This window comes from Rhodopirellula sp. JB055 (genome assembly GCF_043100905.1).
Classification (GTDB): Bacteria; Planctomycetota; Planctomycetia; order Pirellulales; family Pirellulaceae; genus Rhodopirellula.
The window spans coordinates 1-22,195 of record NZ_JBICHO010000595.1 but is presented as its reverse complement, the minus strand read 5'-3'; the positions used below and the strand labels follow the sequence as shown (position 1 = coordinate 22,195).

Annotated in this window: 21 protein-coding genes; 16 read left to right on the top strand and 5 right to left on the bottom strand. The window is 55.9% G+C overall.

All coding sequences use genetic code 11. The features are described from left to right. From ACF8AM_RS23345 to ACF8AM_RS23285, 13 genes are all read left to right on the top strand, one after another. A partial coding sequence (locus ACF8AM_RS23345) for a tetratricopeptide repeat protein (RefSeq protein WP_392557961.1) occupies nt 1–723 on the top strand: 723 nt, incomplete at its 5' end. A gap of 27 nt (nt 724–750) precedes the next feature. Continuing rightward, on the top strand, nt 751–1,506 hold the full coding sequence (locus ACF8AM_RS23340) for a tetratricopeptide repeat protein (RefSeq protein ID WP_392557960.1): 756 nt from the start codon (nt 751–753) through the stop codon (nt 1,504–1,506). A 302-nt stretch (nt 1,507–1,808) separates the two neighbouring features. After that, complete coding sequence (locus ACF8AM_RS23335) at nt 1,809–2,291, top strand: Na+/H+ antiporter subunit E (RefSeq protein ID WP_392557959.1); 483 nt, start codon at nt 1,809–1,811, stop codon at nt 2,289–2,291. A 26-nt stretch (nt 2,292–2,317) separates the two neighbouring features. Next, complete coding sequence (locus ACF8AM_RS23330) at nt 2,318–2,716, top strand: monovalent cation/H+ antiporter complex subunit F (RefSeq protein ID WP_392557958.1); 399 nt, start codon at nt 2,318–2,320, stop codon at nt 2,714–2,716. 13 nt (nt 2,717–2,729) lie between these two features. Further along, nucleotides 2,730–3,092 (top strand): monovalent cation/H(+) antiporter subunit G, encoded by a 363-nt coding sequence (gene mnhG, locus ACF8AM_RS23325; RefSeq protein ID WP_392557957.1) that lies wholly within the window; start codon nt 2,730–2,732, stop codon nt 3,090–3,092. Continuing rightward, a complete protein-coding gene (locus ACF8AM_RS23320; RefSeq protein WP_392557962.1) occupies nt 3,092–3,670 on the top strand; it encodes a DUF4040 domain-containing protein in 579 nt (192 codons plus the stop codon). Before mnhG ends, ACF8AM_RS23320 begins: the two co-directional genes overlap by 1 nt. After that, nucleotides 3,667–4,104, top strand: a complete 438-nt coding sequence (locus ACF8AM_RS23315; RefSeq protein WP_392557956.1) for a Na(+)/H(+) antiporter subunit B — start codon at nt 3,667–3,669, stop codon at nt 4,102–4,104. Before ACF8AM_RS23320 ends, ACF8AM_RS23315 begins: the two co-directional genes overlap by 4 nt. Beyond that, entirely contained in the window at nt 4,101–4,700 is a 600-nt protein-coding gene (locus ACF8AM_RS23310; RefSeq protein WP_392557955.1) for a sodium:proton antiporter, read from the top strand. The genes ACF8AM_RS23315 and ACF8AM_RS23310 overlap by 4 nt, the downstream gene beginning before the upstream one ends. Next, on the top strand, nt 4,697–6,175 hold the full coding sequence (locus ACF8AM_RS23305; RefSeq protein ID WP_392557954.1) for a monovalent cation/H+ antiporter subunit D family protein: 1,479 nt from the start codon (nt 4,697–4,699) through the stop codon (nt 6,173–6,175). The genes ACF8AM_RS23310 and ACF8AM_RS23305 overlap by 4 nt, the downstream gene beginning before the upstream one ends. Beyond that, nucleotides 6,172–7,704, top strand: a complete 1,533-nt coding sequence (locus tag ACF8AM_RS23300) for a monovalent cation/H+ antiporter subunit D family protein (RefSeq protein ID WP_392557953.1) — start codon at nt 6,172–6,174, stop codon at nt 7,702–7,704. Before ACF8AM_RS23305 ends, ACF8AM_RS23300 begins: the two co-directional genes overlap by 4 nt. Before the next feature lie 56 nt (nt 7,705–7,760). Beyond that, complete coding sequence (locus ACF8AM_RS23295; RefSeq protein WP_392557952.1) at nt 7,761–8,027, top strand: hypothetical protein; 267 nt, start codon at nt 7,761–7,763, stop codon at nt 8,025–8,027. Continuing rightward, nucleotides 8,024–9,763 (top strand): Na(+)/H(+) antiporter subunit D, encoded by a 1,740-nt coding sequence (locus ACF8AM_RS23290; protein WP_392557951.1) that lies wholly within the window; start codon nt 8,024–8,026, stop codon nt 9,761–9,763. Before ACF8AM_RS23295 ends, ACF8AM_RS23290 begins: the two co-directional genes overlap by 4 nt. A 180-nt stretch (nt 9,764–9,943) precedes the next feature. Next, on the top strand, nt 9,944–12,034 hold the full coding sequence (locus ACF8AM_RS23285) for a hypothetical protein (protein WP_392557950.1): 2,091 nt from the start codon (nt 9,944–9,946) through the stop codon (nt 12,032–12,034). A gap of 25 nt (nt 12,035–12,059) precedes the next feature. On the opposite strand, the gene ACF8AM_RS23280 is transcribed toward ACF8AM_RS23285, so the two are convergent. Continuing rightward, nucleotides 12,060–13,112, bottom strand: a complete 1,053-nt coding sequence (locus ACF8AM_RS23280; RefSeq protein ID WP_392557949.1) for a nucleoside hydrolase — start codon at nt 13,110–13,112, stop codon at nt 12,060–12,062. Between the two features lie 340 nt (nt 13,113–13,452). On the opposite strand from ACF8AM_RS23280, the gene ACF8AM_RS23275 reads away from it, so the two are divergent. Together ACF8AM_RS23275 and ACF8AM_RS23270 are read left to right on the top strand one after the other, a co-directional pair. Further along, nucleotides 13,453–13,620, top strand: coding sequence for a hypothetical protein (locus tag ACF8AM_RS23275; protein ID WP_392557948.1), 168 nt, complete (start codon nt 13,453–13,455; stop codon nt 13,618–13,620). An 86-nt stretch (nt 13,621–13,706) separates the two neighbouring features. Next, nucleotides 13,707–14,969 (top strand): DUF1559 domain-containing protein, encoded by a 1,263-nt coding sequence (locus tag ACF8AM_RS23270; protein WP_392557947.1) that lies wholly within the window; start codon nt 13,707–13,709, stop codon nt 14,967–14,969. A gap of 104 nt (nt 14,970–15,073) precedes the next feature. Here the strand turns inward: ACF8AM_RS23270 and hisN are convergent, their stop codons facing one another. The 4 genes from hisN to ACF8AM_RS23250 form a co-directional block, all read right to left on the bottom strand. After that, nucleotides 15,074–15,901 carry a histidinol-phosphatase gene (hisN, locus tag ACF8AM_RS23265; protein WP_392557946.1) on the bottom strand — a complete coding sequence of 276 codons (828 nt, stop codon included), beginning with the start codon at nt 15,899–15,901 and terminating at the stop codon, nt 15,074–15,076. A gap of 554 nt (nt 15,902–16,455) precedes the next feature. Further along, nucleotides 16,456–18,279 (bottom strand): hypothetical protein, encoded by a 1,824-nt coding sequence (locus tag ACF8AM_RS23260; RefSeq protein WP_392557945.1) that lies wholly within the window; start codon nt 18,277–18,279, stop codon nt 16,456–16,458. Between the two features lie 74 nt (nt 18,280–18,353). Continuing rightward, a complete protein-coding gene (locus ACF8AM_RS23255; protein ID WP_392557944.1) occupies nt 18,354–19,892 on the bottom strand; it encodes a type II secretion system protein GspD in 1,539 nt (512 codons plus the stop codon). A 454-nt stretch (nt 19,893–20,346) separates the two neighbouring features. Further along, on the bottom strand, nt 20,347–20,868 hold the full coding sequence (locus ACF8AM_RS23250) for a hypothetical protein (protein ID WP_392557943.1): 522 nt from the start codon (nt 20,866–20,868) through the stop codon (nt 20,347–20,349). 443 nt (nt 20,869–21,311) lie between these two features. Between ACF8AM_RS23250 and ACF8AM_RS23245 the strand changes: the two genes are divergently transcribed. Further along, nucleotides 21,312–22,195: peptigoglycan-binding protein LysM (locus tag ACF8AM_RS23245; protein WP_392557942.1), on the top strand; the 884-nt coding region annotated here is incomplete at its 3' end.

Sequence of the window (22,195 nt, the reverse complement as noted above, 5' to 3'; positions counted from 1 at the left end):
GCTCACCTCCGCAGCGACTCCGATCAAGTCATCAGGCTTCTCGCGTCGGACAATGTCCTGACGCAATCCCATGATGACCTCGAGCCCGCTGTGTTGCTGGGGCTCGCACTTCATCAACGCGGCCGCACCTTGGAAGCCGCCGATGTGATTGAAAAGGCCAGCTTGCTCGGGCCGATCACCGACGAAGCGCGGATCGCGCTGGCGTCATGTTACGCACAGCTTCGCCGCACCGACTTGGCTCGCGAACTGTATCTTGAACTCGCTCTTAGCCGACGCCTGGACGCAGGCCTCATGTTGAAGGTTGCCGCCGGATTGGCCGCGATCGATTCACCCCAATTGGCCATGAAGGTCTGTGAATGGATCACGGAGAAAGACGACACGGTGGGACAAGCGTACTACGACATGGGCGTGTACTCAGCCCGCTGCGGCAACGCGTTGTACTTGACCGAAGCACTGACACGGCGCGCGATTCAACTCGACTCGGGCAACGTTCATTTCCGAGTTGGTCTGGCGTCGTTGCTGATTCAACTGCAGCGAGATGACGAAGCCCTGGAAGTTGTTCTCTCGTTTGAGAAGACGCAACTTCAACAAGCAACATGCTTCAGTTGCCTGCAACAAATTGCCGACCTGCTGACTCGTCACCAACAACTCGAGTTGGCGACCGAGTGTCAAAAACGCTCCAACGAATTGCGGGCGGAACGCGCTGCCAACGCGACTCTCTGAATTCCAAACCAAACCCCAACCTTCACCATGAACGACTCTCTCTCATTCGCTCATCTCGAATTTGAAGCCGGCCGCTTTTCGCATGCCATTCAGTTCGCTCAATACGTGCTGGCCCAAGAACCGGAGGACGTTGATGCGTTGACGCTGCTTGGCATGGCCAGTCTTTGCATTTGCGAGGTGAATGAGGGGATCGATGCGTTGGAACGAGCGGCCCTCATTCGGCCACTGCCTCGCGCCGTCCAAATTGAACTGGCAATCGCATACGGGTCGGCCGGCAGGCGTCTGCTCTCGAAAGATCTGTTGATGACGGTGGCGACATCGGGCAAAGTCAACAGCTCCGAACTCCTGCGAATCGCCGCGGGTTTGGAAGCGATCGACTACCCACGATTGGCGATGGAAGCGTGCCGGCAAGCTGGCATTTTGAATCCGGAACAACCCGAGGTTCACTACCAAATGGGATACTACGCCGAGCAATGCGGGCACCCCGCGGAGATCTGCGAATCACTGATCCGACATGCAATCGGGCTGGATCCACGCAACATTCACTTCCGAATTGGGTTGGCGTCCCTGTTGATTCGGTTGTCCCGACAAACCGACGCCATCGAGGTTCTCGCCGCGGTGATTCCCGAACGGCTGGACGATGTGAATTGCCAGTGTTGCCTCAAGCGCATCGCCAACCTGTTCTTCGACGCAGACGATGTCCAGCGAGCACGCTTGTGCGCCGCGCGATTGAAAACACTCGCCGACCAAACGTCACTCCCCGCCGAAAATCACTTCGCGTGAATCTCTTGCGACCTCGCATGGCCAAACCGGAGATGGTGGTTGGCCGCGTCAACGCGGGCTGACGCGACAGCCCGAAAAACAACAATCTGAGCAAACCAGATAAACCAGGCACCCAACGCGACAAAATTGCACTGGTTGCCCACAAAAAATTTCTGGCACAACGTGTGACGCTGGCGACCCTCCACCGGCGGACATTTCGTTCGCGAGGCGCATTTAATCGCGTCAGTCCCACTTGTTGCGGGCGCAAGTTTGTGGATAACAGGTCTACGTTTTGCACATCTCCCCACGGATCGGATCCTCTCGTGAGATACGCGTTTTGGCTCACCATCGCTTTGCTAGCGACCTGGCTGCTTTGGTCGGGACACTTTGACAACCCGTTCTTGCTTGGACTCGGGGCGATGTCGGTGCTGGTCAGTCTGTTGATCTCGTTGCGGATGAAAATCGTCGACGAAGAAGGTGCTCCCGCTCAGTTGGGAATCCGGCCGTTTGTGTTCTATGCACCTTGGTTGGCAAAAGAGATTGTGGAGAGCAACTTGGCGGTTGCGAAGATCATCTTGTCTCGCAAGATGAAACTGAAACGCAACTTGATCACGATCACTTCGCATCAAAAGTGCGAACTTGGCCGAGTCATTCTTGCCAACTCGATCACTTTGACGCCCGGTACCGTCTCGGTGCAAATGGAAGAAGAAAAGATTCTGATTCACGGTTTGAATCTCGAAGAAACCGAGGAAGACATGTCCGGCGAAATGGACGAACGAATCTGCCGCTTGGAGAAATCCAAGTGATGTTCTCAAACATCCTGCTGCCGACGATGCTTGCCGCCAGCGAAACTGCCGCGCTTGCGGCGCATGCCGCGACGGGGCGAGGCCACGCCAGTTCTTCTGACCTGCATGAGATGCTGAGCTATTCCACTCATGCGTTCAGCTTGAGCGCCACGCACCACGTGATGATCGCCACCTCCGCGGCCGTGTTGGTCACCATGACGCTGGCCTTGATTCGCGCCATGGCGGGCCCAACAGTGTTCGATCGGGTGCTGGCCCTGAACATGTTCGGCACCAAAACGGTTCTGTTCATTTGCGTGGTCAGTTTCGTGACCGCACGCACGGACTTCCTCGATCTCGCCTTGCTTTACAGCCTGATGAATTTCATCGGCATGGTCGCGTTGCTGCGGTTCACACAGTATCGCAGCTTCGGTGAGGAACCCGCCTGATGAAAGGTCACGCATGATCGCATTGGAAATCGCAAGCTGGTTCTTTCTCGTTGCAGGAGCCCTCTTTTCCATCATTGGTGGGATCGGAATCATTCGCTTGCCCGAGTTTTTCTCACGAATGCACGGTGGCGGCATCACAGACACCATGGGCGCGGGATTGATTCTGATCGGGTTGCTGTGTTTGGCAGGCCCCACGTTGATCGCAGTCAAACTGCTGTCCATTTTGTTTTTCTTGACCATCACCAGCCCCAGTTCCTGTCACGCTCTGGCTCACTCCGCGCTGATCCACGGCGTCAAACCGGAACTGGATGTCAAACAACAACCCAATCGCACACTGAATGCCCCCGCTGCCTCGCGTGATGGAGACGTCTCATGATGAACTGGGTCGTCTTTGCCATCCTCGCGCTGCTGGCGCTGACTGCTGTGACCGTCGCACGCCTGCGACAATTGTGGGCGGCGGTGATGTTCACCGGCATTTACAGTTTTTTAAGTGCATCTTGGATGTTGATCCTGGATGCACCTGACGTCGCGTTCACCGAAGCCGCTGTTGGTGCGGGCATCTCGACGGTGCTGATGCTCAGCACGCTGGCACTGACGGGTGAACAAGAACAACCGACCAAACGGTCGCCGCTGGTTCCACTGTTGGTGGTCACGGTCACCGGCGGAGCACTGATCTACGGCACATTGGACATGCCGCACTACGGCGACCCCAATGCGATCGTGCACCTGCACCCGGATCCTTCGTTTGTCGAGCGATCCCTGGAAGACATGCATGGTCTTCCCAACGTGGTCACGGCATTGCTGGCATCTTACCGGGGCTATGACACGCTGGGCGAAACCACCGTTGTGCTGACGGCCGGAATTGCGGTGCTGCTGATTTTGCGTCGCGATGAAATGGAACGTCCCGCGATCGCCAGTCGAGCCAAACGACGCAAACGGAAGGCAAACGCATGATCAAATTCCCAATCATTCGCGTGATCACCAAGTTGCTGATCCCGTACATCTTGCTGTTCGCGTTTTACGTCCAGTTCCATGGCGATTACGGGCCTGGCGGTGGTTTCCAAGCCGGTGTGATCTTTGCCTCCGGGTTGATCTTGTACGGCCTAGTCTTTGGGCTCGACGCGATCAAACGGGTCGCTCCGCCCATCGTGATTGAAAAACTGATGGCATTGGGTGTGTTGGTTTACGCCGGCACCGGCTTTGCCACCATGTTTCTGGGTGGCAACTTTTTGGACTACGACGTTTTGGAACACTCCCTCAACCACCAGTACCTTCCCGGAGGCCAACACTTGGGGATCTTTGTGGTGGAAGTCGGCGTGGGAATCACAGTGACCTCGGTGATGACGATGATCTTTTACGCCTTCGCCAGCCGGAGTCGATTCGTATGAACGGTCCAGCGATGGAACAAGTCACAGGGCTTTATAACTACTGGATCGTGATCGTCTTGATGATGACCGGTTTCTACATCGTGCTTGCACGGCGGAACCTCATCAAGTCGGTCATCGGGTTGAACATCTTTCAAACCTCGGTCTTCTTGCTTTACGTGACGATGGGCAAAGTCCGCGGCGGAACCGCGCCGATCATCCCGCCCGAAGTGGCCGCGGCCCAAGCCGAAGCAATGCACGCTTCAGGCCACGACCAACACACGACACACGCCCTGGGTACCGTTTCGGAAGAAATCGTGGGCGCACATGCGGGGCATGCGGAACTGCCGGGCGCTGAGATCATTTATTCGAATCCGCTGCCCAGCGTGCTGATGCTGACGGCGATCGTGGTCGGCATCGCCACCACCGCCCTTGCTTTGGCCCTGGTCGTTCGAATCCGAGAAGACTACGGGACGATTGAAGAAGATCGAATCTTGGAAATCGATCGTGCTGACGGATTGCCTGATGACGACGACGAAGATCAATGGATCGACGCTGATTCTCATTCACTGGCTGGGAGCTCTCCTGAGAACCCGACCGATTCGGAGGCGGTGAATTGACGGAACATCTCCCGATCCTGTTGATCGTGTTGCCGCTCGTCGCGGCGCCACTGTGCGTGATTCTGCATCAACGAACAGCGGCTTACACGCTGGCGTTGCTGGTCAGTTGGATCACGTTTGCAATCTCCATCGCGTTGGTTGCGCAAGTCAGTCAAACCGGAGTCATTCGGTACAACCTGGGTGGCTGGGCACCGCCATACGGCATCGAATACCTGGTCGATTCACTGTCATCGTTTGTGATGATGTTTGTCTCGGGGATCGGTGCGATCGTGCTGGTCTACGCTCCCAAATCCGTCGACGACGAAATCGCTCGATCCAAACACTACCTGTTCTACGCCACGTATCTGTTGTGCTTGACCGGTTTGCTTGGCATGTGCGTGACAGGTGACCTCTTCAATGTGTTCGTGTTCCTGGAAATCTCGTCGCTGTCTTCCTACGCGTTGATCAGCCTCGGACAAACCCGGCGTGCACCGCTGGCAGCGTTCCAGTACTTGATCCTCGGCAGCATCGGTGCCACCTTCATCCTGATTGGCATCGGGTTGCTGTATCAGATGACCGGCACACTGAACATGGCCGACATCGCTGCTCGCGTTCCGCACGAAGAAGGCCCCCGCACGGTCTTGGTCGCCTTCAGTTTCTTGGTCATCGGATTGTGCGTGAAAATGGCGGTGTTCCCGCTGCACACTTGGTTGCCCAACGCTTACACCTATGCCCCGTCAGTGGTGACTTGCTTCATCGCGGCAACGGCGACGAAGGTCTCCGTTTACGCGTTCATTCGAGTGATCTTTGGAATCCTCACGCCTGGATTTGCCTTTGATTACCTGCCGCTCGATACTGAGCTGACAATCCTGGCATTGGTTGGAATCTTTGTCGCATCCACGGCGGCTATCTACCAAGCCAACGTGAAACGCTTGCTCGCTTATTCCAGCGTGGCCCAAATCGGGTACATGATTCTTGGAATCAGCATGGCGACTCCAGGCGGCCTGACCGCCGGCATCGTCCACATGTTCAACCACGCATTGATCAAAGGCGGGTTGTTCATGATCGTCGGCTGCTTCGCATTGCGACTGGGCAGCGTCAAACTGGAAGACTGGAAAGGCGCCGGCAGAACGATGCCATGGACCTCGCTCGGATGGGCGATTGGTGGGCTGGCTTTGATCGGTGTCCCGGTGACGGCAGGCTTCATTAGCAAATGGTTGCTGCTGACCGCGGCGATGGAAAAAGGCATGTGGCCGGTCGCCGTTCTGATGCTGTTCAGTTCGCTGCTGGCAGTGGTTTACGTCTGGCGAGTGGTTGAAACGCTGTACTTCAGTGAGCCAACTGCCAAAGTGCTCCGGGCCAAGGAGGCTCCTTTGGGAATGTTGATCCCCACTTACATCGTCTTGGCGGGAACGTTCGTGTTTGGTGTTTGGACCACGTACTCCGCTGATTTGGCCGCCGCCGCGGCTGCGGGATTGTTGGGAGCCACACCATGACCGATTCCATGCAAATCTGGCTGTCACTGCTGCTGCCGTTGATCGCCTATGTCTTGCTGACTTTGACGGGCAAATCTCCGAACGTTCGCGAAGGCTGCACGCTGACCGTCGCCAGCATTCTGTTTTTGTTGACGTGCCGATTGTCCAGCGATGTGTTCGCGGGCGAACGTCCCGAATGGATCTGGGGCGAATGGTTGCCCGGATTCCAAATCGCATTCAAAGTCGAACCGCTGGGGATGTTGTTCGCGCTCGTTGCCTCAGGGCTTTGGATCCTGACGACGATCTACGCGGTCGGCTACATGCGGGGGCACAACGAAGGCCACCAAACGCGATTTTACGGCTGCTTTGCGTTTGCGATTTTCGCCGCACTCGCTGCTGCGTACGCGAAAAATTTGTTCACTCTGTTTGTGGCGTACGAGATCATGACGATCTCGACTTATCCGTTGGTGACGCACCACGGCAATGAAGAAGCCCGCAATGGTGGCCGAGTCTATCTCGGGATCCTGCTGTCCACTTCCATCGCGTTCTTTATGTTTGCGATTGCCTGGACGTATTCGCTCGCTGGAACCCTTGAATTCACTCTTGGCGGCATCCTCGCCGGTCCCGTGGCCGACGATAAAATCTCGACTGTGGGACTGGGCATCCTGCTAGCTCTGTTTGCATTCGGGATTGGCAAAGCCGCCTTGATGCCGTTTCACCGCTGGTTGCCTGCCGCCATGGTGGCACCGACTCCCGTCAGTGCATTGTTACACGCGGTCGCGGTGGTCAAAGTCGGCGTGTTCTCGGTGCTCAAAGTCGTGGTCTACATTTTCGGCTTGGATCTGCTCACTGATTCTGGAGTGAACCTTTGGCTGGCGTATGTCGCGGGATTCTCGCTGGTGGTTGCGTCACTGGTCGCAATGACAAAAGACAACTTGAAGGCACGCCTAGCCTATTCGACCATCGGCCAACTCGCCTACATCACCCTTGGTGCAGCCCTGGCGACTCCCAGCAGCATCATCGGTGGCGGGATGCACATCGCGATGCACGCGGTTGGCAAGATCACATTGTTTTTCTGTGCTGGTGCGATCTATGTCGGTGCCCACAAGAAAAACATCAGCGACATGAGAGGCCTCGGCCGGCAAATGCCATTCACATTTGGTGCGTTCTTGTTGGCTTCGGTCAGCATCATCGGATTGCCGCCGGGCGGTGGCGCCTGGAGCAAATGGTTCCTGGCCGTTGGAACCGTGGAGACTCACCAGTATTTGTTGACAGCAGCATTGATGGTCAGTTCACTGCTCAACATCGCTTACTTGGTGCCCATCCCGATGCTCGCGTTCATGGGCAAACCCAAACCCGATGAATCACACGGGCACGAAGGTAGCGAGCACGACTCGCATCATCACGCACCCACCGAGGGAATCCACGAAGCTCCGATGATGTGCGTGGTTCCACTTTGCATCACCGCGATTGGCAGTGTCGCGTTGTTCTTCGCCGCCGACTGGATTTACGAAGCCCTGTTGCCGATCACGCAGACGCCAAACCTATGAGCCACAACCCTCCTTCCGATCCCAGCTGGTTCGAACGGCCGCAGAATATCCAACGGATGATCATCGGTCTGGTCGTCGTTTGCGTGCTGCTGGTCTTCGCCGACCTGTTCTACGAAAACCCTCACCCACACTTTGGCAAAGTCGAAACGTTTTTCGGTTTTCAAGCTTGGTTTGGATTCATCGCCTTTGTTGCGGTTGTATTCCTGGGAACGTTGCTGCGTCCGTTGATCAAAAAGCCAGAGGGCTATTACGACCCTGAACCCGAAAACGAATTCCCACGTCTGGACCGCCCCGAGGACAACCACCCAGGAGATGAAGCATGAATTTCTTGTCTGCTTTGCCTCCCGGATGGCCGATGATTGTCGGCGGCGTTTTCTTGTGGTTGCTTCCCAAACGAGCCCAAGCCGGCGGTGCACTCAGCCTGGCCATCCTCAGCGGTTTGCTATTCTGGTTCACGCCCGTCCTGGGTGAAGGCGAATCTGCGAAGACGTTCTCGATGTTGGGTGCGGAACTGCAACCCATCCGCATTGATTCACTCAGCCGTCCGTTTGGATTGGTGTTCCACATCGCTGCAATCGTGTCAGCGATTTATGCATTGCATGTGCGAGACACCCGGCAACATATCGCGGGAATGGTTTACGCCGGTGCCGCGATCGGTGCGTGCTGTGCCGGCGACCTGATGACGCTGTTTGTGTTTTGGGAACTCACCGCGATCAGCAGCGTGTTTCTGGTTTGGGCGTCGGACACACCCGCCGCTTACCGTGCGGGAATGCGTTACCTGATCGTCCAAGTCGGTTCCGGCGTGTTGTTGCTCACCGGAGCCATCATCCAGTACGTCGAAACAGGCTCGCTCAAATTTGAACTTCTGGTGAGCGAAGGCCAATCGCTGCTCGGCGACAGTGCGATCTCGCCCGCCGCCTGGTGCATCCTGTTGGCTTTTGCGATCAAGTGTGCCTTCCCGTTGCTGCACAACTGGTTGCAAGACTCGTATCCCAAAGCAACGGTCACCGGCACCGTGTTCCTCAGCGCGTTCACGACGAAGCTGGCCGTTTACTCGCTGGCTCGTGGCTTCGCGGGCTTTGATCCATTGATCACCGTCGGCTGCGTCATGACGTTGTTCCCGATCATTTTCGCGGTCATCGAAAATGACCTGCGTCGAGTTCTGGCGTATTCTCTCAACAACCAACTCGGGTTCATGGTCGTGGGAGTGGGGATTGGAACCGAGCTTGCCATCAACGGAACCGTGGCCCACGCGTTCTGTCACATCATCTACAAATCGCTGTTGTTCATGTCCGTCGGCGCGGTGCTGTTTCGCGTCGGCACGGCCAAGGCCACCGAACTGGGCGGCCTGCACAAATCCATGCCATGGACCACCGTGTTCTGCATGATCGGTGCCGGTGCAATCTCGGGCTTCCCGCTACTCAGCGGTTTCGTCAGCAAGTCGATGATCATCTCGGCGGCCGGCGAAGAACACATGTTCGGCGTTTGGATTGTGTTGCTGATCGCTTCGGCGGGTGTGATGGAGCACTCCGGAATCAAGATTCCGTTCTTCGCGTTCTTTGCCCATGACAGCGGCAAACGAGTTAAAGAGGCACCGTGGAACATGTTGCTAGCGATGGGCATTGCCGCATTCGCCTGCGTTGCGTTGGGCCTCGCCTATCCATTGCTCTACCGATTGCTACCGTTTGACGTGGACTATCACCCGTACACGATCACCCACGTCGTGACTCAGTTGCAACTGCTGCTGTTTGCCGCGTTGGCGTTCGTCGCCTTGATGAAATCCGGACTGTATCCGGCGGAACAACGCGCCGTGAACCTGGACACCGATTGGTTCTACCGACGCTTGCTGCCGAAAGCCACTCGCGGTGGACAAGTCGCAATCGAACTTGTCGACCAAACCTTCCGCCACGATTTCTTGCTGACGTTGCGGGGTACCCTGCGAGTGGTGCAGCGTTCGTTCAACGTCAACGGATTGATCGGAAGAACTTGGTCGACCAGCACGATGGCGTTCTGGGCAGCAACCCTGCTCGCCGTCAGCTTGGTGCTCTACTACATCTGAACCTTCGGCATCGTTCGCAGGCATCCGCGCATCCGTTGCGTCCGCTGACCGTTGCCCGATAGACAATCGGCATGACACTCGCATGAAAAATATTCGCGGATGAGAAACGCTGGGGACAATCCCTCTACAATAGGCTGCTTCTGCAAGTGCCAGCCCATTTTTGAAAACGATTGCCGATCGATGTTCCCGCCAAGTCCCCTGACGCCTACGTCGCCCAACGGCAAATCCCCCAAACGTCGGCACCTCTTTGGCCAGCTAATTCTGGCGTTCTTGGCGTGCGTTTTTGGCCCCCATGCCCATGCTGGGATCAGCGGCGAAAACATCATCGTGGTCGTGAACGCGAAGTCGGAGGACTCGCTGACGTTGGCGAACCACTACGTTCAGTTGCGAGACATTCCGCCATCCAACATCGTCTTGTTGGAGGACGTTCCCTCGGGACTGCGGGTCTCACTGGATGACTTTCGCGAAAAGATTTTAAAACCGGTTCTGACGGAACTGAACGATCGCAGCCTGGGTGCTCACGCTCAAGTGATTGCCTACTCCGCTGGTTTTCCGACTGCGGTCGATATTCGTGAACACACCAAACGACTGACCGACGAGAACCAGAAAAAATATCAACGTCCAGTGGCGTCGATCAACTCAATGACCTTCTTCTACCGATGGGTGCTGGCCGATTCGCCGGACTACCTCGGTTGGATCAGCAACTTTTACGCTCGCGGTTCGTTCGAGCGCCACTTTGCGAATCCGTTTGCAGGTGAGGCGGGGGAAAAATTCGAAGCCGCCGAAGACGCAACCAACAGCGCAGAGTCAGCCGAAGATTGGAAAACGGCGGCGGAACTCTGGACCGCGATCGCAGAGGAGTACCCAACGTTGTATCCGCTCAACGTTCGCGCCGCCGAAGCCTATGCCAACGCTGATGAACTCGATTCTGCCGTGCAGAGATTGGCGATGGCGACTGCGGGTGGTTGGGCCAATCGACGCTACGTGGAAGAGTCCGACTCACTGCAAAAGCTGAAAGAGACAGACGGTTTTGAGACCATCCTTGCTCTCCTTCAAGACGTCCCGATGAAGAACCAAGGGCCGGTTCCTTTTGCGACCAACGTCGGATGGACCAGCACCGGTCATCCCATCCCCAATGCCAAAGGTGGCATGCCATACATCCTTTCCTGTGTCTTGGGTGTCGTCCATCAACGTGGTAGTACCTTGGAACAGGCCATCGAGGTTCTGCAGCGGGCTCGCGAAGCCGACCGTACGTTCCCCGATGGGACGTTCGGGTTTGCCAAGACATCTGATGTCCGCGTCACGACTCGCGAACCGCTGTACGTCGACGCACTGACTTGGTTGATTTCGCGTGACCGAAACGTCGAGATTTTCGCGTCGAAACTGCCAACTTCGGACAGGCCATACTCGGGACTGATGCTGGGAGCGGCCAACTTCGATGCTCGGAAGCGATCGTGGTCCATGACTCCTGGAGCCATCGCGGAGAATCTGACCAGCCTTGGAGCGGCATTCAAAACCAATTCGCAGACCAAGTTGACCGAACTTCTTCATGCCGGCGCAGCGATCAGCAGTGGTGCGGTGGCAGAGCCCTATGCGTTGGTGCCTAAGTTCCCGACTCCGATGATGCACGCCTACTATGCCGAAGGCGTCTCTGCGATCGAGGCGTTTTACCTGAGCACGACGTCGCCCTACCAACTGCTGATCGTGGGTGACCCAGCATGCCAACCTTATGCGAAAGCACCGATCGATTTCGTCCGGATAGAAGCGGGCGAAGTGGATGGCGACAAAGTCCCGGTGAATTTCCTCTGGCAACAACTGCCTGACAACGCAACCTCGACCGCCACCACCGCGATTGAGCTCCACTTGCAAGGCAAACGAATCGCGGTGGCACGGCCCGCGAAAAAGATCGAGATCAAACTGCCTTCGAAACTACAAGGGGCACTGCACTGCCGCGCCGTGTTGATTGGGCAACATCTCACACAACCTCGCGTCGCAATCACTCAAACGCTGGTCCTTGGTAACCCCAACATTCTGCCGACAATCGAGACCAAATCGGTGGAAGACGAACAAATGCAGATCAAACTCGCATGCCCAGACGCCGATCGGATTGAACTCAAACATCTTGGTCGGGTCGTTGCTGAAGTGGAAGGCACATCTGGGCTCGTTACGCTCACGTCGGCTCAGGTTGGCCGGGGGCCCATTCGACTCGACGCAGTCGGGCACGTCGGCGAACAAGCCATTCCGGGTAAGTTCCAGCTCATCAAATTCTAAACCTTCGGGCCGCGTCTACAGAGAATCAATTGCCGTTGAGTTGGCGAGGCGGTTGGCTGGAGAGCGCTCGCTGAACTTCGATCACGCGAATCGCCTGTTCGGGAGTCATTTCCAGCAGTCGATCACGCCCATTCGCGTGCGGGTGAAATTCGGTGAATCCCTTCTCATCCACGACCACACGGCCAGGTTGAGAAAGCCCAAAGTAATGATCGTTGGGACGCACCGCATAGAGCACACTGGTCAAATCCCAGGTGGGTCGGTCGTGGTTGGGACCGCTGTGCAACAAGTAGGTTTCGCGAACAGGGTGATGCGGCACGTAGGAATAGTCGCGAGCGATACTTTCGCGTGGGTAGGGCACCGCAATCCCAATCCGGTAGTCACTCCACACGACTGGTACATCGTCAGGTGATCGCTCCGCGAACCGTCGCATCGCATCGATGCCGTTGACGACGTTGGCTTCATCGTGTCGCGGCTTGCCGAGCGTCGGCCCGAAGCAACCCGCCATCACTGAAATCAGCTTGCACTTTTTGCGAAGCAAATCCACGCCATCCAGCGGACTGATGTCATCACCTTTGGTCTCCAACAAATCCGCCAGGTTTGTCGCGAGGCCGACTTGGATGATGACGATGCTAGCGTCCTCCGCTTCCGCCAATGTCCGCCGCAAAACCTCCACCGCAGTCGGTGCGTCATCGCTGCGAAGCAAATCATGGGGGTACCGAAAATCGTTGCCATCCCGGGTCTTGCACAATTTCAAATAGAGACTTTCGCGACGCTGGGCTTCACGGGTGGCGCCAATCGGCAAGTCACCGCGACCATAGAACGTATTGATCGCATCGACAAACGGGGCTGCCAAAGGATTGACCTTGGAGATCGTCACGGCTTTGAGTTCGCATTCACCACGATCTTGCAAAGCATGCAACATCGCGAGCGCTAACACATCATCGCAATCACCAGTGATGTCGGTATCAAAGATGACGGGCACCGGGTCGAACGTCGACGCTGATTTCGTTTCGGCAACAACAACCGAGCAGCCGATGACCGCGACGGCAAACAAGAACACACTCAATCTACGAAGCATCAACACAGGACTCTGGAAGCAAGGTGATCACGCGTCAGCCATCGATGGCCCGCGAAAGAAATTGGGAATCTGAAACCGGTTTCGGCATGGCAAGAGGCCCCTAGAGAACGTTTTCTGGCAGCCGTGTCCATTTTAAGCGCCCTGCAGGGGTTCATTCTCCGCCCCTGAGGACTATAGACTACGATGCGGCAAAACGCACCCGAGCCCCTCCCTTGGAGGATCTTGTTTGGCAACCCTCAGCACCTTTGTGCGAGAAGCCAAGTCGCCAGTGGATCGCCACGGGGACGTGCAACGCCGTGATCATCTCTCGTTTTTTCTTGCAAATTGAAAGGCAAACACCATGAAGAAGTTCCTTTGGTTGTTGGTGCTCGGAGGCCTGATTGGTTTCTCCGGCTGCGACGATTCCGCGACCGCTCCCTCAGATGACGAACTGAATCAGTACGTCGAAGAGAACCCACATGACTTTGATAGCAACGCGTCTCTGGACGATGGAGACACGGCGAATTGATGTCTTCGCCGAATGACTTTCCGATCTCAATCATTCCTGCCTGTTTTCCCTCCCTTTTTTCCCGCCCCTGTACAAGGAACTCGATCATGAAACGACGATTTCAACCCAACGGTTTCACGTTGGTTGAATTGCTGGTGGTGATCGCCATCATCGGAGTCCTCGTTGGACTTTTATTGCCCGCCGTGCAAGCCGCTCGAGAAGCGGCCCGTCGGATGAGTTGCAGCAACAACTTCAAGCAAATTGGTTTGTCGCTGCACAACTACCATTCCGCCTACAACATGCTCCCCGCGCACTCTGCGGGAACAACCAATGAAGCGAACTCCGGATCACCTAACCCATCCCGTCGCGCGGCTGGCGGCGGTGGCCACAACCGCAACGAACTCAGTTGGCTACCCGGCCTGACACCATTCTTCGAACAGCAAGCCCTCTGGGAACAGATCAGCAATCCGATGGATTCGGATGGCGATGGTGTCATCGACTTCCAGGCGATGGGTCCCGATGCACGTATGAACTTGAGCGATCACAACATGGCCGGGAACCGCTACCGTCCGTGGTTGACCAACATTCCCACGTTGCGTTGCCCGAGTGATCCAGGTGAGGGTTTGCCCGCGCAAGGTCGAACGAACTACGCGGCGTGTTTAGGCGACTCCACTCACCACATGCATGTTGGTGCGGAACAGGATCGAGCCAACACCCCCAACAGTGCCTGGGCCCAAGCCGAACGAGCAGCCTGTCGCGGAGTCTTCGTTGCGAGTCGTTCGACCAGTTTCAAAGAAATCCTCGACGGATTGTCCAATACGATTGCGGCCGGTGAGATCATCACCAGTCTCGGTGACCGGGACATTCGCGCGTTGCCACCGGATGCACCGACCAGCATTCAAGCCAACAGTGGAAACCCATCGGGCCCGGACAATGCACTCGCATGCCGATCGATGATTGACCCCGAGCGTCCACTGTTCTGGCGGAATGGGGCCCCGTTTGTCGCCTCGCCGGCGATCACCGGACCGGCTGGCGAAATGGAACGTGGATTCAAATGGGCGTATGGCCGGCCGTTGTTCTCTGGCATGAACACGATCCTTCCGCCCAACTCCGAAATCTGCATGCAGGGCAACCGCCACAACGAAGGCATCTTGCCACCTAGCAGCCACCATCAAGGTGGCGTGCATGTCTTGATGGCCGATGGTGCCGTCAAGTTCATCACCGAATCAATCGACGCTGGCAATTCGGGTGCACCACCAGTTCGCTGGGACAGTTGGGCAATCAACCCAGCGGGTTCGCAGAGTCCCTTTGGAGTTTGGGGCGCACTGGGAACACGCGCGGCAAAAGAAATTATCGATGAGGAATTCTGATCGGACACCCTGACCGATTCACTCCAATCAACGCTGGCTGAGCAGTCGAGCCACCGCGGAAGCAGATTCCGTGGTGGCTCTTTTTTTGACCAACGTCAGCAACGTTACTTCTTCAGTCGTTCCAAAACGGCATCGTGAAGGTGCCCGTTGGTTCCAACTCCATCGCCGCCGCGAACCGTGTCGACGCCTTCCCATGATGTGAATCGCCCGCCAGCTTCTGCAAGGATCGGCGCCATCGCGGCGACATCCCACGCATTGCAGATCGGATCGACCATCAAATCGGCACGACCAGTCGCGACCATCGCATACCCGTAACCATCCCCCCATGTTCGCGTCAGCCATGTGTCTCGCTGCAAGGCGGTAAACACATCGCTGTCACCACCAGGACCTTCACCTCGATCGCCAAACGATTTTGCTTCGCTGGTCACAAAAACAGCTTTCGCCAGATCGGTTTGCTCGGACACACGAGCCTCTTTCCAGGTTTTCAAATCATCGCTGTGATAACAACCTCCGCCCACTGCGGCGACGACCAATTGATCCGTCGCGGGAAGGTAGATGACTCCGCCGATCGGAGTCTCATCACATTCCAAAGCCAGCAATGTGCTGTACAGTGGCACACCACAGATAAACGATTTCGTTCCGTCGATGGGATCGACGACCCAGCGATATTGGCTCGCTCCTTCGCTGTCGGCGAACTCTTCCCCTGCGATCGCATCCTCAGGGAATTGCTCCGCGACCAGTTTGCGAACCAATTGCTCGGCTTCGCGGTCAGCGATGGTCACCGGCGAATCATCGGATTTTCGATCGACAGAGAGAGATGACTTACCGAAGTGAGTCAGCGTGTGCTGGCCGGCTTTCAAGGCGAAATCAACCATCGCGGTCAGTCGTCCATCGTGATCCGATTGCCACTGGGAGGGAGTCCAATCCGACATGAGAAACCAAAATTGCGAGTGAGGTGGAATAACGGAAACTCGATAAATCCGTGCCGCTCAACGGCGAGACTTTCGAGATCTCGCCAACAATCTAAATGAGCAAGCGAACACCAGACTACCCGGGTGGTTTCGATTCGTCAGGGACATGGATCGGCTCAGCCTGGACGGTTCCATCTTTGGCGTTGTCGATCGAGGAACCGGTGCCGCTTTCCATGCTCGGGCCCGACCTTAAAAGGGGAGACGAACAGACCCAGCAAACACGCGTGACAGGCCTGACTTGCGAGTTGGAGCCTCACACGACGTAGACGCAAAGCACGTGAGCGGGAGTCAATGGACTTGATCACGTCGCGGGGTCTCTCCGAGACGCTGTCAGTTGCGGGTTTCAGAGAGACTCGCCGCCGTGAGGTTCTCCCCGATCATTCCTGCCGACCTGCTTAGTGGTCTGTCAGGACTCATTTCGAGAGTAGTGGACGAGCCGACGGGTCCTTGGTTTGGACGCCAGTTCAGGACTCGTCGCCTTGTCCACTAACCTGAAAACAAGTCGTGACAGTCAACTAGCGAAGTGACGTCGAACGGGCGTCCGTGTTCGAAACCGCGGCGGCCTCCTCGTTGACCTGCTGCGAACCTCGCAACATTTCTTCGGTCAAATCCAACACCACAACCTGTTCTTCCACCGACAAGTTGTCTCGTGAACGAACCGTTAGACGAATCTGATACCGTCCGGCCTCAATCTCCGCCGGAAGATGAAATTGCAGTTCGCGTTTTTGCCCGGGCGCCAACCAGCGGCCGAAACCGTCCAATAGCCGGTGAGGACGAGAACCATCGTCTTGGCCCAACAACAGTTCACCATGAATTGGTGCATAGCCATCGCCTTCGTTGGCGACTTCAATCACAAACGCGTTTCCGTCGGTGAGCGTCGCCCACTGCAATGGTCCGGCGGCGACCGTCAACTGTGGCCGTTGCTTGTGAACCAACTCCAAAGGCAGCGACGTTGCGGACTCCACATCGCTGAGCGTTTGGAGGTTGCGGCGAATGATGTCCAGCGTTCCCCACTGAGACGTTTCTTTTGAGACGCCTCGCAAGAGAGCACGGATGGTTTTGGACCGACCGGCGGCTAATTCAAACTGGGTGCTCGACAACATCAGGCGACTCATTGGTTCGCCGAGATGATCGCGCGGAAGCAAATGAATCAATTGGTCATCGTCGCTGTTGTTCTTCACCTTCAATGTCACCATTCGTTGTGTTCCTTCAACACGCCCCAGTTCAATCTGGGCGGGTTCCAACGTCACGCCAGGGCCCAGGTTGGCGATGCGAGTGTCCAAGGCACGAAAGGAATTCACCAGCAACGTTTGTGGGAAAGTCCGCTCCAACATCGTTCTCCGGCCGTTGCTGACCATCAAATTCAAATCGTATTGCCCGTCGATGAGCGACGTTTCGAGCGGAGCTTCCAAACGCAGCCGAGCATTGGGCATCATGCGAACCAAATACTTCTCGTCATCGTCCAAGTTGGCTCGCGAAGGCATGAACAGAGCAACCGGATCGGAAGAACGAGAATTGGATGCGTCGCTAGAATCCTTATGCGACAACTCTGCCCGAACCCGACACTCCAGTGCAAAGTTACTCGGGTTTTTGACGTACGCTCGGATGTACGGCATGCCTTCGTGCGAGACGACTTGGGCGTCTTCGATTTCCATCTGCTCGATGCTGCTCAGGTTCGTCAACCCCGTTTCAACGTCCACTCGGAGAACGTACTGCGTGACGTAGCGAATGGCGGCTCGCGTTTGACCGCCCGCGGCATCGGCGTCGGTTGGTTCGTCGACCATTCCCTCATCGCGAACCAACAGCCCAAACGACAAATAGTTTGTCTTCGCCAGCGGGATCGTCACCTTTCCTTTCAACTCTACCGTTTCGCCTGCGTTCAGAGTGAACCGAGTCGGTGTTGTGAACTTCACCCCTTCCATCGGCGGGCTGTGTTCATCGTGCAAAATGATCCCTGACTCTTCCTGCCGCAATTGAATCGGCGACACATCGATCTGCATCGTCTTGCCGGTCGACGTGACCGTGAACGAGAAAGGAATCACTTCGCCGCGGCGTCCCTTGAACCGTTGCACGACTGGCTCAATTCGAAACGCTTGTTCCACTCGTTGTTCGATGCTTACACGACGGCCGTCACGCGTGTCGATGGCCCCAGTCCGAACTCCAGGCGTTTGAGCTTGCACAACACTCGTCATCAAAGCCGATGCCAAACAGGCAAGCCCCCAAGTTCGTACGCGGCGGAAACGAACACGTGCCGGCGAAGCGTAGTCTTGACCCGCGTGACACTCAAAAGGCTTTTGAATGAAACGTATCATTGGAAAGATTGAAGCGAGTGTTTTCATCAAAGAGAATGTCCGTAAAAAGAGCGTCCATGCACAGCCGAATGTTCACGCGGCATCGCGATCAGCACGCGAAATCAACCACCCGAGGTGATGAACGCAGTGCCCGTTGATCGCACGATTCTTGGTGAGATAAAAATCACCACTTCCGCGTCGCGCGTTTGCCGCTGGGTCGTTTGAAAAAGGTAGCCCACTCCGGGCAGTCGACTCAGTCCTGGAATGCGATTGACTCGATCGACCGTCTCTCTTTGAACCAATCCACCAATGACAATGGTTTTGCCGTCTTTGACACTGACCGTTGTGGATACACTTCGACGGTTGATGATAGGGAACTGATTGATTGACAGAGCCGGGGTTGCATTTCGAACATCCTCACTGACTTCCGCTTTCTCGATATCAATCGTCACTTCATCACCACGAATGTGTGGTGTGATGTCCAACATGATCCCAGCATCGACCTTTTGAATGTTCTGTTGAAAGAACACCGAGTTGTTTCCAGTCGAACCCGGCGGTTGCACACTGAAGAACGTTTCGCGATTGATCGCGATGTTGGCTTGCTCGCCATCCTTTGCCATCACGTGTGGGGTCGCGCGGATGGTCAAGTAACCTTTTTCGGAAAGCAATCGAACGAACGCGGACGTGCTTCCAAAATCAGAGAAGATCGCATCCAAACCGGCTTGCGAAAGTTCACCGTTCAATGCCAGCCCCGATGCACCAATCGAGAGTTCCTTCACGCCATCCATGTCGACTGCGTGTTGCCAATCCAAACCAAATTGGAAACCGGAATCGGGCGACACCACGCAAATGATTGCTTCCAACACCACCTGCGGAATCGGTTGATCGATGTTTTGAAAACGTTCGATGATGTCATTGGCAATCCGTGGTGGTGCTTCAACCAACATCGTCTTGGCTTGCTCGATGACCGTCACGTACTGCAACCAAGACACCGGCACAGTTTCCAACAGCGTGTTCGGATCCATGTGCAGAGGTTGATACTGCGTTTTGATCGACACCATCGCGAAAAGTGGCGATGCGGGATCGGGCGGGGCGACAATCAATTGCTTGCCACGGCGTGAAGATGCCAACCCCAACGGCAACAAGACCTTCTCAACGGCTTCATCGACCGTCAGATCATTGATTTGTGCATTGACGATTCCGGCAACGTTGTCGTCCAGCACCAAATCCAAGTTGGCGTCGGTGGCCAACAACGTCAACACTTCGCGAACATCGGTCTCGATGAATTCCTCGTTGATCAAGTTGTTCCCGTCGTAGTTGACGCGAGCGACCCGTGACGATTGAGCTTGCAAGACCGGGAGCAGTTTCAGCGGAATGATCTCTTCCTGAGGCATTTGGCTGAATCCGTCGATCAAATTCTCTTCTCCTATGATCACGGTGTCGTGATCATCAACCATCACGCCATCGACAACGACAGAGTGATCGTGAACGTTTCCAATCAGCTCCGGATCGCCTCCGTTGGAAGCGTTGGAATGATCCAACGATTGCTGGATCAATTCATCGATGGAGGTTCGATGGTAATCTGGCCGGTAGACGCACCCCACCAACGAAGAAAGAAGGCAGATCAGCCCCAGGATTCTTTTCAATCGGATGCAGAACACCCGGGGAATCGACGTGGGACAAATCAAAAACAACAAAGAGGCATCTCATCGGGGCACAGAGGTGAAACGAGATGTTTCACTCATCGATGCTGTATGGGGTTGTACAGTTGTACGCCCACCCCGAATCCTGAAGCGGTTGCGATTTTCAACCGCGAAAAGCGTCGTCAAATCGATCGTCCGCGATCTCGACTCTTGTCGGCGTACAGTAGCGTCCGAGCGGGAAACAGCACAGCAGCAATGCAGACGGCCCGTGATCTCTCACGGGCCGTCGCATTGTCGAGTCGTAGATCATAGAAACGCCGCGATCGGTTCAGCGGGGCATGGTTGAACCAGGGGCAAATTTTGCGGGTATCCAGATCGCGGTGACGTGGGCAAGTCACGGCGTTTGACTCGTGGGGATGGAATGACTTCGCCTGATGCGAATCATTCCGGGGGCATCTTTATCAACGACGGATCAAAGAGCCGTGATCGTTCCCGTCACGGTTGTTTGGTAGGTTCCCGCCGCGAAGGACCCAAACGTTCCGGTGATAAACTCGACCGACAAATCCAAGGTTGCATTCGAAACACCGTCACTGACGGCAGAAACGGTCGCGATATTGACCGAGTTGGCGTAGTCCGTTTGTCCGGTGGCCTGCGAGATCGAGAACGACCCCGGACCGGTTTGGCTGTTGATAGCCAAGCCCAATTTCGCATCTCGTTTGAAAGTGGGATCGGCGGTATTCACAAACGGGCCATTCGTCGCGAACGAAACGCTCACACCGTTTTGGCTGTTACCAATCACGTTCCACGGTTGAGCCGTGAAGGCTTGGTTGGCGTGAGTTTCATCGTGAGTCAGGACCGCGTCGGCAGGAGCCGTCACGCTCATCGCAACCGAAACGTTCGCAGTGAATTTTTGTGAGTCCGTTGTGTCCGCGAACAAGTTCGAGACGGAACCAGCGGACAGAAGAGCAGTGAGGGCAAGGGCAATTTTTTTCATCGGTTTAAAATCAGTTTTAGGGCAAAGGGGGCAATCAAGTAGCATGTCCATACGAATCGCGAATCCAGACTTCCATGGGCAACCCACCGTCATTCGAAACAAGTTTCGCATGTTGGCCGGGTGGGTTCGTTCCGGAGTCCGCCATTCGTTTTGACATCGAAACGTAAGCTGCGTTTTTGCGTTCAGTGGCGCTGACAAATCAATTTTCAAACTCCGGAGAATAAAAATCGCTTCCAAAGTTCAGGCTAGAACCTGCTCAATGTTCAGACGCTCCACAGATTGGTCTGGTCTTCAACGGATTCGATGCACTATGGAAGAGGCAACACTTACAAAATTCACCTTGTGAGCACGTACCCGGCAGGGGAGTTATTGCCGTGCAGACTTTGAAAACAGCCGCCATTGTCGTACTCATGACGACGGTCCTCTACGGGGCCTGGATTTCCATGACAACGCCCCCCGATGCGTTGCCACCCGAGGTGGCGAGGGATCTGATCGTGGATGCGGATACGTTCGATATCAGCGACGGCATCCCGGAAGCGTTAGGCACTCTCGATCCCCTCGCAGATTTTGGGATCGATGAAGGCACCGCCAGCAACGATTCAGGGGACGGAGGTTTTGACGACCTCGATATGGCGCTCAATGAATCTGGTAATTCGCAGCCTGAGTTCAATTCGCCGACAGGCTTTGAAACGCTCGATGGCGAGGACACGAGTGACGAGCCACAGGCACCCGCCGATACGATGCCGATGGATTCCATCAATCGCAGCTTCGCCGATGTGCCTTCCTCGGCGACTGATAACCTCGCGAATGAATCCGAGTCGTTCTCCATGTCGGACTTGGATTCTCCCGCTGCCAACCTGCAAGCCAGTCGTTTGCCTGAGGTGACGCCAGGCTCGAGCACACCAATTCAGCTCAACCCCAATCAAGAATACACCTCGACGGGAGCCACCTACTCCGCTCCTGATCCCAACACCGCGGTCGCGTCGATCGGCTCGTCCGATGCTCCTGCTAGCATCAGCCCTGCAGCAGAATCCGACCCAATCGCGGCGGCAGGTTTGAGTAACGCCATTGCAACCGCCGACCGGCAGTACCACTCCGATCGACGACGCGAAGCCTTGGCGACTCTGAGCCTGTTCTATGAAACTCCCAACCTGACCAGCGAACAACGCGATGAGTTGCTCAGTCGTCTCGACCCTCTCGCCGCGGAAGTGATTTACTCCAGCGAACACCTCTTGGCGGAACCACACCGAGTCGCGCCCAATGAAACCCTGATGGACATCGCTGAGAAATACGAAGTGCCTTGGCAATTGCTCGCGAACATCAACGG

Bases quoted from the DNA above. Each gene is read 5' to 3' on its own strand.
- ACF8AM_RS23340 (WP_392557960.1), top strand. From the start codon at position 751: ATGAACGACTCTCTCTCATTCGCTCATCTCGAATTTGAAGCCGGCCGC.
- ACF8AM_RS23330 (WP_392557958.1), top strand. From the start codon at position 2,318: ATGCTTGCCGCCAGCGAAACTGCCGCGCTTGCGGCGCATGCCGCGACG.
- mnhG (WP_392557957.1), top strand. From the start codon at position 2,730: ATGATCGCATTGGAAATCGCAAGCTGGTTCTTTCTCGTTGCAGGAGCC.
- ACF8AM_RS23320 (WP_392557962.1), top strand. From the start codon at position 3,092: ATGAACTGGGTCGTCTTTGCCATCCTCGCGCTGCTGGCGCTGACTGCT.
- ACF8AM_RS23315 (WP_392557956.1), top strand. From the start codon at position 3,667: ATGATCAAATTCCCAATCATTCGCGTGATCACCAAGTTGCTGATCCCG.
- ACF8AM_RS23310 (WP_392557955.1), top strand. From the start codon at position 4,101: ATGAACGGTCCAGCGATGGAACAAGTCACAGGGCTTTATAACTACTGG.
- ACF8AM_RS23300 (WP_392557953.1), top strand. From the start codon at position 6,172: ATGACCGATTCCATGCAAATCTGGCTGTCACTGCTGCTGCCGTTGATC.
- ACF8AM_RS23295 (WP_392557952.1), top strand. From the start codon at position 7,761: ATGATCATCGGTCTGGTCGTCGTTTGCGTGCTGCTGGTCTTCGCCGAC.
- ACF8AM_RS23290 (WP_392557951.1), top strand. From the start codon at position 8,024: ATGAATTTCTTGTCTGCTTTGCCTCCCGGATGGCCGATGATTGTCGGC.
- ACF8AM_RS23285 (WP_392557950.1), top strand. From the start codon at position 9,944: ATGTTCCCGCCAAGTCCCCTGACGCCTACGTCGCCCAACGGCAAATCC.
- ACF8AM_RS23280 (WP_392557949.1), bottom strand. From the start codon at position 13,112: ATGCTTCGTAGATTGAGTGTGTTCTTGTTTGCCGTCGCGGTCATCGGC.
- ACF8AM_RS23275 (WP_392557948.1), top strand. From the start codon at position 13,453: ATGAAGAAGTTCCTTTGGTTGTTGGTGCTCGGAGGCCTGATTGGTTTC.
- ACF8AM_RS23270 (WP_392557947.1), top strand. From the start codon at position 13,707: ATGAAACGACGATTTCAACCCAACGGTTTCACGTTGGTTGAATTGCTG.
- hisN (WP_392557946.1), bottom strand. From the start codon at position 15,901: ATGTCGGATTGGACTCCCTCCCAGTGGCAATCGGATCACGATGGACGA.
- ACF8AM_RS23260 (WP_392557945.1), bottom strand. From the start codon at position 18,279: ATGAAAACACTCGCTTCAATCTTTCCAATGATACGTTTCATTCAAAAG.
- ACF8AM_RS23250 (WP_392557943.1), bottom strand. From the start codon at position 20,868: ATGAAAAAAATTGCCCTTGCCCTCACTGCTCTTCTGTCCGCTGGTTCC.